General features: G+C 65.2%; 12 protein-coding genes. 2 read left to right on the forward strand and 10 right to left on the reverse strand.

The features are described from left to right. Nucleotides 1-11 precede the first annotated feature (11 nt). Together ACTHNQ_RS15285 and ACTHNQ_RS15290 are read left to right on the forward strand one after the other, a co-directional pair. On the forward strand, nt 12-836 hold the full coding sequence (locus ACTHNQ_RS15285; RefSeq protein WP_440334731.1) for an ABC transporter permease: 825 nt from the start codon (nt 12-14) through the stop codon (nt 834-836). Next, on the forward strand, nt 808-1,638 hold the full coding sequence (locus ACTHNQ_RS15290) for an ABC transporter permease (RefSeq protein ID WP_440334733.1): 831 nt from the start codon (nt 808-810) through the stop codon (nt 1,636-1,638). The genes ACTHNQ_RS15285 and ACTHNQ_RS15290 overlap by 29 nt, the downstream gene beginning before the upstream one ends. 47 nt (nt 1,639-1,685) lie before the next feature. Here ACTHNQ_RS15290 and ACTHNQ_RS15295 read toward each other — a convergent pair whose 3' ends face one another. From ACTHNQ_RS15295 to ACTHNQ_RS15340, 10 genes are all read right to left on the reverse strand, one after another. After that, nucleotides 1,686-3,149 carry an MDR family MFS transporter gene (locus tag ACTHNQ_RS15295; RefSeq protein ID WP_440334735.1) on the reverse strand — a complete coding sequence of 488 codons (1,464 nt, stop codon included), beginning with the start codon at nt 3,147-3,149 and terminating at the stop codon, nt 1,686-1,688. A gap of 96 nt (nt 3,150-3,245) precedes the next feature. Next, nucleotides 3,246-3,953, reverse strand: a complete 708-nt coding sequence (locus ACTHNQ_RS15300) for an SDR family NAD(P)-dependent oxidoreductase (protein WP_440334737.1) — start codon at nt 3,951-3,953, stop codon at nt 3,246-3,248. Continuing rightward, entirely contained in the window at nt 3,950-5,119 is a 1,170-nt protein-coding gene (locus ACTHNQ_RS15305; protein ID WP_440334739.1) for an acyl-CoA dehydrogenase family protein, read from the reverse strand. The genes ACTHNQ_RS15300 and ACTHNQ_RS15305 overlap by 4 nt, the downstream gene beginning before the upstream one ends. Next, a complete protein-coding gene (locus tag ACTHNQ_RS15310; protein WP_440334741.1) occupies nt 5,116-5,697 on the reverse strand; it encodes a flavin reductase family protein in 582 nt (193 codons plus the stop codon). Before ACTHNQ_RS15310 ends, ACTHNQ_RS15305 begins: the two co-directional genes overlap by 4 nt. Next, nucleotides 5,687-6,322: a flavin reductase family protein gene (locus tag ACTHNQ_RS15315; RefSeq protein ID WP_440334743.1), complete on the reverse strand. Its 636-nt coding sequence runs from the start codon at nt 6,320-6,322 to the stop codon at nt 5,687-5,689. The genes ACTHNQ_RS15310 and ACTHNQ_RS15315 overlap by 11 nt, the downstream gene beginning before the upstream one ends. 140 nt (nt 6,323-6,462) lie before the next feature. Next, nucleotides 6,463-7,452, reverse strand: a complete 990-nt coding sequence (locus tag ACTHNQ_RS15320; protein WP_440334745.1) for a hypothetical protein — start codon at nt 7,450-7,452, stop codon at nt 6,463-6,465. 190 nt (nt 7,453-7,642) lie between these two features. Next, nucleotides 7,643-8,272 carry a YceI family protein gene (locus ACTHNQ_RS15325; RefSeq protein ID WP_440334747.1) on the reverse strand — a complete coding sequence of 210 codons (630 nt, stop codon included), beginning with the start codon at nt 8,270-8,272 and terminating at the stop codon, nt 7,643-7,645. A gap of 95 nt (nt 8,273-8,367) precedes the next feature. Continuing rightward, complete coding sequence (locus tag ACTHNQ_RS15330; protein WP_440334749.1) at nt 8,368-8,808, reverse strand: hypothetical protein; 441 nt, start codon at nt 8,806-8,808, stop codon at nt 8,368-8,370. 29 nt (nt 8,809-8,837) lie between these two features. Continuing rightward, the gene (locus tag ACTHNQ_RS15335) at nt 8,838-9,878 is read right to left on the reverse strand and encodes a Gfo/Idh/MocA family oxidoreductase (protein ID WP_440334750.1); all 1,041 of its coding nucleotides are present in this window, start codon (nt 9,876-9,878) and stop codon (nt 8,838-8,840) included. Next, nucleotides 9,875-10,843, reverse strand: coding sequence for a hypothetical protein (locus ACTHNQ_RS15340; RefSeq protein ID WP_440334752.1), 969 nt, complete (start codon nt 10,841-10,843; stop codon nt 9,875-9,877). Before ACTHNQ_RS15340 ends, ACTHNQ_RS15335 begins: the two co-directional genes overlap by 4 nt. Between the last annotated feature and the right edge of the window lie 68 nt (nt 10,844-10,911).

A 10,911-nucleotide genomic window follows, 5' to 3' on the forward strand; every position in this document is an offset into this window, starting at 1 on the left:
ATGGAGGCGTCGTGGGTTCCACCGTTAGCAGGGCCAGACAGCACCGACAGCATCACTACTGGTCCTCAATCAGGCGGGTCGCGATCCCGGCTCTAGCTGTTGTCGCATTCCTTGTCATCTATCAGTTCGCGGTCGCCGGCGTCATCGTCAGCGAGACATTTCTGCCACGTATACCCGCCATCGGATCCGCACTCGCGCAGTCGGCGGGTTCTGGTGCCCTCCTACGCGGCCTGATCTCCACGCTCGTCATCGCACTCGGCGGTTTCGCACTTGGCGCCATCCCGGCGCTGGTGCTAGGTCTACTGTCGGGGAGGAACGCTTACGTATACAACGGTCTGCTGTTCGGCGTCGATTTCCTACGAACCTTACCCACCATCGCGCTCATCCCTCTCGTGGTGATCATGTGGGGCCCGACTGATACGAGCCGGGTCTTCTTGGTCGCGTTCACCGTGTTCTGGCCCATCTATCTGCAGACGTTGTACGGTGTTCGGGACGTCAACCCCGTCGCGATCGAGACCGCGCGCAGCTACGGCATGTCGTCGAGCGCGATTCTGCTCCGGGTGGTCTTTCCGAGCGCTGCCGGATACATCGCGACCGCTCTCCGCATCTTCGTAGTCGTGAGCGTCCTCGTCTCGATCTCGAGCGAGCTCATTCTCGGCGGCGGGATCGGGCTCGGCGGCATGCTGAGCGGCTATGCACAGGTCGGCAACTACCCTGCCGTCTACGGAATGGTGCTCGTGATGGGCATGACGGGCTACCTGGTGGTGTTCGTCATCGGTCAGCTTGAGCGCAGGCTCCTGTTCTGGCATGAGTCACAGCGCGGACAGGAGGATTGAGATGTCTCGGAAGATACCGCTGCTGGGTGTCCGGATCGTCGCGCCGGTCGTAATCATCCTCGTCTGGTGGTTCGCGGTGGGCGTCGTCATGCCCGCGGTTGACCCGGCCCGGACGTTCTTCTTTCCAACGCCCCCCGCCATCGCCGCACAATTCATCGAGAGCTTCGGCGGCAGTGGGCTCGGGGAGATCGTCCTGCCCACGTTGGTGCGGTTTGTGATCGGCTTCGCAGTCGCGACGTTGCTGGGCATCGGGTGGGGAGTCATCTTGGGCGTGTACTCGACCGTCCGCTTGGCGGCCCTGCCGTTCGTGACGTTCTTCCGCTCGCTGCCCGGCGTCGCTCTCATCCCCATCGTGACCTTGTTTCTCGGACTTGGTGATGCCCAGAAGGTGACGGTCGTGGTCCTCGCGTGCATGTGGCCGGTCCTCATTAACACCATGGATGGAGTGCGGTCGATCGACCTCACTCTCCGAGACTCCGTGCGCTCCTATTCGATTAGGGGGGCCGATCGCTACCGGTTCGTGATCCTGCCCGCCGCGGCACCACAGATCTTCGCCGGCTTGCGGGTCGCGATCGCGGTCGCCCTGATAGTGACCGTCGTCACTGAACTGTTCGGGGCGAGTCAAGGATCGGGTATCGGGTATTTCCTTGTCGACGCCCAAGGCACTTTCGATATGACTTCGCTCTGGGCCGGCCTGGTACTGCTCGGAGTGTTGGGCTATGGGCTCAACCTGCTGTTCGCCCTCGTAGAGAGACGAATCCTCGCGTGGCATCGTGGGGCCAAGGCGAACGAGGCACTGTAAGCCGGCGGTCCCGCTCGAGCGTTGCCCCCGCGAAGCGCCCGACGGAGCTAGTCCGTGATCGGCGCCCCCGCGCTGAGACCCGCCCGAACGCGCGGCAGCGGTCGCTGTTCGATGAACACTGCAAAGACGAGACCAGCGAGGGCGAGCGGCACCCCGAACACGAAGACCGGTGGCAGCGCATCGGCGAACGCGGTCGCGACCCGTTGCTGCACGGCGTCGGAGAGTGTGGCCAGCTCAGCGGGGGTGAGCGATCCCCACCGCCCACTAGCTGACGCCCCGAGGGAGGACAGTGAGTCAGTTAACCGAGCGACGAACACCGCCCCGACGATGGCGATCCCGATCGAGGCCCCCATCTGACGAAAGTAGCTCTGGCTGGATGTCGCCGCGCCGATCACGTCGAAGGACACGCTGCTCTGCGCAATGAGTGTGAGGTTCTGGATCGAGCACCCGATACCGAGGCCGATAACGGTCGTCGCGGCGATCAGCGTAACCAGCGGCGAGTCGACATGCAGGTTCGACAGCATGAAAAGGCCGATCCCGCTGAGTGCACACCCGATGATCGGATAGAGCTTGTATCGGCCGGTTGCGCTGATCAACCTGCCCGTGACGCTGGTGGACACCAGCATCCCGAGCGACATCGGCACGAGCATCAGACCCGACACGGTGGCATCCACGCGCGCGACCATTTGCAGATACAGCGGCAGGTAGGCCAGGGTCACGAACATGATGATGCTCACCGTGACTCCTACGAGGGTCGGCAGAACGAAATTGCGTTCGGCGAAGAGGCTCAGCGGGATGAGCGGTTCCCGTGCGCGTCGCTCGACGAGGACGAATGCCACGAGGCCGGCGACTGCGATTCCCGCAAGGATGAGAGTCTGCAGGCTCAGCCATGCGTAGGTAGTTCCCGCCCACGTCGAGAACAGCACGATCGCTGTTGACACAAGGGCGAGCAGGAGAGCGCCGGCGATGTCGAACCGGTATCTGCGGCGCTCTGGCCTTGAAACTCTCAGGGTCAGCACGACCAGCACGAGCGCCGAAGCACCCAACGGCACGTTGATGTAGAAGACCCAACGCCAGCCAATGGTGTCCGTCACGTAACCGCCCACGAGGGGGCCTGCGACACTGGCGAACGCGAAAACGGCGCCGATGACTCCCATGAGCCTGCCGCGATCACGGGGAGCGACAACTTCCGCCACAATCGCGAGGGCACCGATCATTAGCCCGCCTCCACCGAGCCCCTGAATGGAGCGGAAGACGACCAATTGCTCGATGCTCTGCGATGCGCCGGCGAGCGCTGAGCCGACCAGGAAGAGGACGATCGCGAACACGAACACCGGCTTGCGGCCGACGAGATCGCCGACCTTTCCATAGACAGGAAGACCGATCGTCGCCGCAAGCATGTAGGCAGTTGCGACCCAAGCAAGGTAGTCGAGTCCGTGAAGGTCCCCCGCGATCGTCGGCAAGGCGGTCGTGACGATGGTCTGGTCGAGCGCCCCCAGCGCCATCGCCATGAGCAATCCCGTGAGCATCCAGCGGAAGTGCGGAATCCTCCCGTTCGAAGATGCGTTTCCCTCGTCCCGCGTGCGCCTAGTCCTTCGTGTCATAGTTCACGATGCGAGAGTGGCACGATCGACATGCAGGAACGCGGCCGAAACCCCCCGATTGTGGAGCAGGAACAGTGTGGCGTCCACGACGTCCTGAGCGGTTGCCAGCTCACCACCCGGCGTGCGGGAACGGTACTGCGCCAACGCGGGCTCCTTTCCCGCCCAGAACGGGGTATCGCCGATGATGCCGGGATGCAAGGCGTTCACCCGGATCGGGGCGAGCTCGAGCGCCAGCGCGGTCACCATGCCTTCCACCCCTCCGTTTACTGTGGAGACGGTGAGGGAACCGGGGTACGGACGGTACCTGGCGATGCCTCCCATGATGACGATGCCCGAGTCCACGGTCGCCGGAATGCGATCTGCCAGTACGTGGATCGTCTCGAGGTAGCCGATCAGCTTGATGGTGGCCAGACGCGATGCACGGTCCTTGTCGAATTCCCGTGCCGTGTTGTTATCGCGCTCCACCCCGGACAGCACAAGTCCGTCGACGCGCTCAACGAAGGCGAGACTCTCGGCGATTGAGTCCGGCTTCGCGAGGTCCAGCCCGATTCCCACGGCGTTCTCGCCGATGCCCTCCGCCACCTGCTGCGCTCGCTCGCGGTCGCGTCCCGTGATGACGACATGAGATCCTTCCGCAACGAGCCTCTGCGCGAGCGCAAGCCCGATTCCGCTCGTTCCGCCGATGATGACGACATTGCGGTCGCTTGTCATGGATTCTCCTTCATTGGGGCCACGAGATCGAAGCCGTTCCAGCCGTAGCCTGCACCCTGCGCACCGGCGAACATTCGGCCGCAGTTCTCCGTCACGACGGCGGACGATCCGCGGTGCATCATTCCGGCGTGGACGTCGCGGAAGAAGCGCTGCAGAACGCCATCGCGGATGACGGCAGGACCGGCGAACCGATGAACGAGCGCGCCGATCTCGCGTGCGGTCCGGACGGTCTGCGAGTGCGCGAGATGGCTCAGCGTCACCTGCGCGACAGGCAGACTGCCTCCGGGATCGACAAGGATCTCGTTCTGCGACCACACCTCGTTGAGAAGGGCGCGGCTGGAGCGCAGTCGCGCCTCGCCGCGACCCAGTTCGACGTAGAACTCGTCGCCGAAGGACGCAGCCGCGGATTCGGTACGCTCGGTGGCGTGTGCGGCGAGCTCGTCGAGAAGCCGACGGCCGACCCCGAACGCCCACGCAGCCTGATTCAGGCCGATGGTCAGTGCCGGAGAGAGCCGGTGGAACGCACCGCCTCTCAGCACCGTCCCATTGGTGATGAAGTCAGCGGCAACCGGGACGTCATCGCATGTGAAGTCCAGACCTGCGCTGGCTCTAAGACCGAGGACATTCCAGTTGTCGCTGACGGCAAGCGTCTCGCGTGGAAGCAGCACGACGACGACATCGTCGTCGATCCGGACGGACACACGCACGTGTGATGCGAGGGGGAGTCCGGATGCGAGCTTCCAGGAGCCCGAGACGACCAGAGTGTCACCCACCCGCCGCGCGGACCCTACCGGGGCCGCCGGGCCTGCGATGAGCGGCGGGTCCTCGGTCATGAAAACGCGCGCTGCCGCCGCGTCGTCGAGTTCCACGGCCGCGCGTGCCGTCTCGGTGTGCAACGCGATGAGAAGCCATCCAATGGATGCGTCGGCGTAGGCGACCTCCGAGACCACATCGAGCACCTCGAGCGGTGAAGCATCGATTCCGCCGAGCTCTGCCGGCACCGTCAGCGTGAAGACCTCGCTCTCGCGCAGCGCTCGCTGTGTCGCGGGTGTGGGTCGGCGAAGCCGCTCCGCCGTCTCGGCCTCAGCCTGGAAGATGTCCAGGGCCGGCGCCAGTCGCGAGCGCAGCTGTTCGGCGGTCGAAAGTACTCGGGTCGAGCCGCTCATGCCGATGCTCCTTCTGATGCGTGCGGGCCGAATGCTCCCCAGCTGCCCCTATAGAAGAGGAGCGGATCGATCGCGTCCTGCTGTCCGAAGTCGAGAACACGCCCGAGGAGCAGGAGGTGATCACCTCCGTCGTACCCCGCCCAGGGGTCGCAGATGAAGTGTGCCAGGGAGTTCCCCAGGCGGGGGGCGACTCCGTCCGTGACCCACTCAATCGGGTGCCCCTGAGGCTTCCCCGCGAACTCGAGTGCCGTCCTCAGCTGCGCGTCGCTCAGGATGTTGATGGCGAACGGTCGATCCTGCACGTACGCGAGCGATCGGCTGGATCGCATCAGCGACACAAGGACGAGCGGCGGATCCAGCGACACCGACGTGAACGAATTGACGGTCACCCCGCGGAACTTGCCACCCGCCTCGAACGTCACCACCGTGACGCCGGTGGCGAAGTTCCCCAGCGCGTTGCGCAGCACGCGGGGATCCGTCGCCGATGCGTCAGATTGCGGGTGCGACGCCGCCTCGCGGGTCTTGGCGTCGGCCTGCCACTCAGAGAACTCAACGTTCCACACAAGCTCAGCAGTCACCAGCTGATCCTTTCCCGGCCTCCGATGCGCCTCCTGCGGCGACTCGGCCTGCCGTGCCTTTCCGCGGCGACTCCCCCACTCGGGAGTCGTCGCTTAGCACGTGCCAGCTGCGATCGTGATAGACGACCGGCCGCGATGCGGCAGTCGGGACTGCATTCGAGATCACCTCGAGGGCGCGGACGATGACGATCGTCGACGAACCGGCATCGACGCAGCGCACGACCTGCCCGCGGATCCGCACCGCTGGCTGTAGGAAGTACGGTTCGCCGGTGGCCAGGCGGGCCCATGGAAGCTCGCCGCTGAACCGGTCCGCGCCACTGGTCGCACAGACCTGGGCGAGGGGCAAGCTGGCTTCGTCGACCATGTGGATCATGAGGAACTCCGCGCCGAGGATGCCGGGCGTGCCGGACGACAGCGCAGACGCCGAGAACGCGAGAAGTGGCGGCACCGCACTGACCGAGAACAGCGAGCTCACCGTCATCGCAACGGGGCCGTCACCGCCCTGGGCGGTGACGACGGCGACGCCGGCAGGGTGATCCCGGAAGACCGCCTTGAACGCGTCTGGCGACAGATCTTCATCTGCCGAGGTGGCTCTAAGCCACATCGGCGTCTCGACAGTTGACATCCTCGTCCTCTACCCGATCGATCGTTGTCGGCGATCGCAGTATCGCCGCTCAAGCTCAATGTACTTAAAGATCCAACTATTTGTCAATCAATCAGTTAGCCTGAGTCTGCCGTACCCCGGCTAGGAAGAGCGCTGTCCGCCTAGGCCGACGCCAGCTGTGGTGCCGCGCCGAACGCGATAAGGTGCTCGCCGAAACGGGCGTAATTGGCGTCGTTCACGAGTGCGTGCGCCAGCGCGGCGGTGATGTCGCGACTAAGACGGTCGAACTCGTTCGGCACGAACAGAGCTCGGCTGCCGGCGCGCCGGCCGGCCAGCGCGATGCACCGCTGCGACAATTCGGTGACGTAGGTCGCGACGGCGGGGAGTCCCTGCAGAGGATCGCTGCTCCACGTCGCTTCAGGATCGTCGACAGCCCCGAACGCAGAGAACGCGAGCAGTTCTGCCGCATCCATCTCCAGGCACACTCGCGCGAACTCGTCCTTCACGACCTCGCGTTGCGCGCGATCGGGGCTGTTTCGGAGCGACTCGGCCAGGGCCGTGCGCGCCCGGCGGGCGAGTCCGATCGCGAATGCGGCATGTTCGTACACCGCCAGCGCCCCGCCGACGTCCCGCGTGTAGTCACGGTCGCCTCTCAGCTGCGTACGGGCCCGCATGTCGGCGGTGCGGCGCGCGGGGACGAAGGTGTCCTCGAGGATGAAGTCGGCCGACCCGGTCCCCCGGAGGCCTGTGACGCGCCACGTGGGCTTAATCTGCAGATCCTCATGGGGAACAACGATCATGACGGGATGCCCCGGATCACCCTCGACGAGCGCGGTGCAGCGCACCCAGTCCGCCCCGTGAACGTTGCTGCAGAATCGCCAGAGTCCGCTCACCTTGTAGCCGCCTGCGACCGGCGTGGCCGGGCCGCCCACGGCCGCCACAGCGGCCCCGATCGGCTTGGGCTGTGCCGCGTAGACCTCCGCGATGCCTTCATCGTCGAGATACTCGGATATGGCGCCGATCCCGTTGTTCGCCACCATCGTGCACCAGGCGCTGGCCGAATCGAACTCGGCAAGTCTCGCGATCACGCTCATCTGCTCGGCCAGTGCGAGGTCGGAGCCGCCGAGCTCCAGCGGAGCGCGCATATGCATGGCACCGCTCTCACGCAAGGCCTCTAACGCCGACGTGGCCAAGCGGCCGGCTTCTTCCGACTCGTCCGTTGTCGACCGGAGGACGTCGCCGATGCTCTCGACGTGTTCGAGGACTTCGGCGAATCGGCCTCCTTCAGAGAGTCGGCCTACCCTCGCGATGTTCTGTCTGTGCGCAGTCATCGCGGTCTCGTCAGCCGCGAATCCGGCTCACGCCATACTTGCCCGGGTCCGAGGCGAGAACGGCTTCGAGGTTGATCTCGACATCGAGCGTCCAGCCGAGGAGCCGGTTCCCATCGCCCAGGGGGCGGTCGCTCACCAGCACACTCGTGTCACGGGTGAGGCCGAAGTCTCGCCGGTCGATGCGCGCATGGGCGATGAAGCCGGCTCGCGTGCCGTACTCCTCGACGCGGCCGAGACCGAGGAACTTCACGTCCAGGTCGACCGGCCGGGTGACGCCGAGCACGGTGAGGTTGCCCGAGATGCGGTACTTGTCGGTATCCGGCTCCTTGGTGACACGCACGGAGTCGTACGTGATGGTCGGAAACTTCTCACTCCAGAGCAGGTCGTCGAAGGTCCGCACGCGATTGTCGCGGTATTCGAAGCCGCTGGTGAAGGAGGCGGTCTTGATCTCGACGTGCACCTCGGAGTCCTCGGGCGAGTCCCCCATGCGGATGTCGCCGCTGAAATCGAGGAAGGCACAGCGCACGGCCACCACAGCGTGCCGGATGGTGAAGGTGATCTGACTGTGCGTCGGGTCGATGTACCAGTCGCCCGGGATCCAGGACGGCACTTCAGCGGTGGTCTGTTCGGTGTTCGACACGATCGTCTCTCCATTGATGACGTGCACAGCGCCGGTCGAAGCCGGGCGAGCGTCGTCTGCTCGATTACTGCTCAAAATAGTACTTAGCCTTTTCACTATTTGTCAATCAATGATTGGGACTGCATCTGTCTCGCCTCTGTGACGGGCGATGCCTCTCCGGCGTCGTTGAGCGTCGCTTCGCCCGTCGACGTCACGGTGAGCGGCCCGGAGTCCGAATAGATATAGGGAATCGCGGCGGTGACCCGCACACGGACGGGCCGCTCGCCGACCGACGCCGGCGCGTGGGGCACCCTGACCGCCAGCGATGTACCCACCATCCAGTAGCCGGGCAGCTCGACGATTGCCCGCAAAGGAATCTCCACGTCATCGAACACCGCCACGCCACCCTCAAGGGCTCGCCCATCGATTTCGACCGCGACGTCGGTGATGCAGGTCCAGGGAAGACTGCGCATCCACGGTAGCCAGACGCGGATCTCCAGCGAACGCTCCCGGATCGATAGCGAGTCCGTTCGCAGCACGGGGTATGTCAGGGGCATGCGTTCCCTCTCGGCTGACGAGCGTTCGCTCAGACGACTTCGACGACAGAGCGCGTCGCGGCTGCACGGCGGGCTGCATCCAGGACCCGCAGTCCGTGGATGGCGTCCTGAATGTCGACGGGCGCCGGTGCGCCCGCATCCAGGTGCTCGGCCAGAGCCCGGTAGAAGTTCGTCCAGTCGCCCGCTGCCGTGGGCACCTCCGCAGTGAGCGACCCCGCAATGACTCCGTTCGCACGGCTGGAGTTCTCGCCCCAGCCGGGCTCGCCCGGGTTGACGCCCTGGAAGATCTGATCGAACTGCGGGTCCGTCCCCTCGATGCGGAACGATCCCTCTCTCCCCTGCGCCTCGAATCGCGCGCCAGCAGGGGGTGCTACCGCCGACATGAAGGCATGTCCGAACACCCCAGAGATGTGCTGAAGCTGAAGGAAGCAGTCATCGTTGGGTCCACCCGGGTGACGTACGGATCGGATCTCGGCGGACACGGACTCGACGGGGCCGAGCAGGTGGACGAGCTGATCGACGAGGTGGCTGCCAAGGTCGCCAAGCCAGCCGTCGATTCCGCAGCGGGATTGCGAACGCCACCCCGCGCCCGACTTCGGCGACCAGTGCGTGAAGCGAGATGTCACGCGAATGAGATCGCCAAGCCGGTTCTCGTCGACGACCGATTTCAGGGTGAGGTAGTCCCCGTCCCACCGTCGATTGTGGAACGGGACGAGCGCGACACCAGCCGAGGCCGCCGATTCGGCCATGCGAACGGCTGCGGCGACCGTCGGCGCGACAGGCTTGTCCACAACGATCGCGCGGGGCGAGAAGGGGAGGATCTCATCGACGACGGCTTCATGTGCGTCATCGGGGACTGCCACGATCACCACGTCCGGCCGCAGCTCCGAAAGCGACGCCGGTTCTCTTGTCGCGGCGATGCCGAGCGCTGCCGCGCGCTCGGCGGCCGCATCCGACCGCGCAAGCGCCCCGACAACGGTGAAGCCTGCGTCTCGCAGCAACGGGAGGTGCAGCTTACTGCCGGCGAAACCAAAGCCCGCGATGACCGCGCGGGGACGTGACACGGTCATCCCCGGTCCACCGTCTTCAGATACAGCGCTCGATGCGCTCGAACCATGCGGAGTGAGTCGTGAGTCAACGAGTCCAGCCATGCGTGGCCTCCCCATTCGCTAGTGATTGATCCCTGGTAACCGACACGATCGAGCTCCCTCGCCAGGTCTGCGATGGGGCGGGAAACGCGGCCGTCGTCGTCGCTGAGATCCCAGAATTTGACGTGAACGCCACCGAGGTGTGCGAACAGATCACGGAAATCCGAGACCGTGGCGTTGCCGAACCTCGTGAACGGCGTCATCAGGCGCAGCCTTTCATCGGCTCCAAGATCCAGACTGGATGTGATCGCGGTGACCCGATCGCGCAACGATCCACTGCGGTCCTCCGCCCACTCGTCCGCCAGCAGCCGGATGACCTCCGGAGGGAGGGCGAGCCGGTGGAGTTCCTCGATGAACGTCACCGGAAGATCCGCCATGGAAGCGGACAGGTCGAAGACGAACCCGAAGTGGTCGGCGTGCGCGGCGGCGTAGGCCAGGCGCCGTTCGTAGTCGTCGGTGCCCGCCCGAAGCGGCCCCTGTGCTTCTTCCAGGAGGGTAACCCCGGTTGAGCGCAAGCAGGGAGCGAGCTGATCCAGAAGCTCGAAGTCAGTGCCCCAGCCGAGCTTGACCCGCGCGAATCCGAGCTTGACTGCGGACCGTATCTGCCGTTCGAGGTGCCCTGCACGCTCGGCGATCGTTGCGCGGCGACCGGGCTGCACGAACACATCGTCGTACAGTCCGAGCTCGGTGACGAAGATGCCCAGCCGCTCGACGTCCGCCCGGAACGCCACGGCCTCCTCATCGGAGACATCAGGGAAGGTCACGAAGTGCTGAAAGCCGTCCAGCCCGACCCCGGAGGCTGCCCCTCCACGGACGGCATCGACGAGTATCTGCTGGGGACGGCGTGCGCCGTCGACGATGCTCGGTGTGAACGAGAACATCGCCACGGCCCACCGATCCGCCACGCCGGCGGCACCATCGGGTGCAGCCGGCACGATCGTCGACGGAAAATTCT

The organism is Microbacterium sp. (genome assembly GCF_051953575.1).
Classification (GTDB): domain Bacteria; phylum Actinomycetota; class Actinomycetes; order Actinomycetales; family Microbacteriaceae; genus Microbacterium.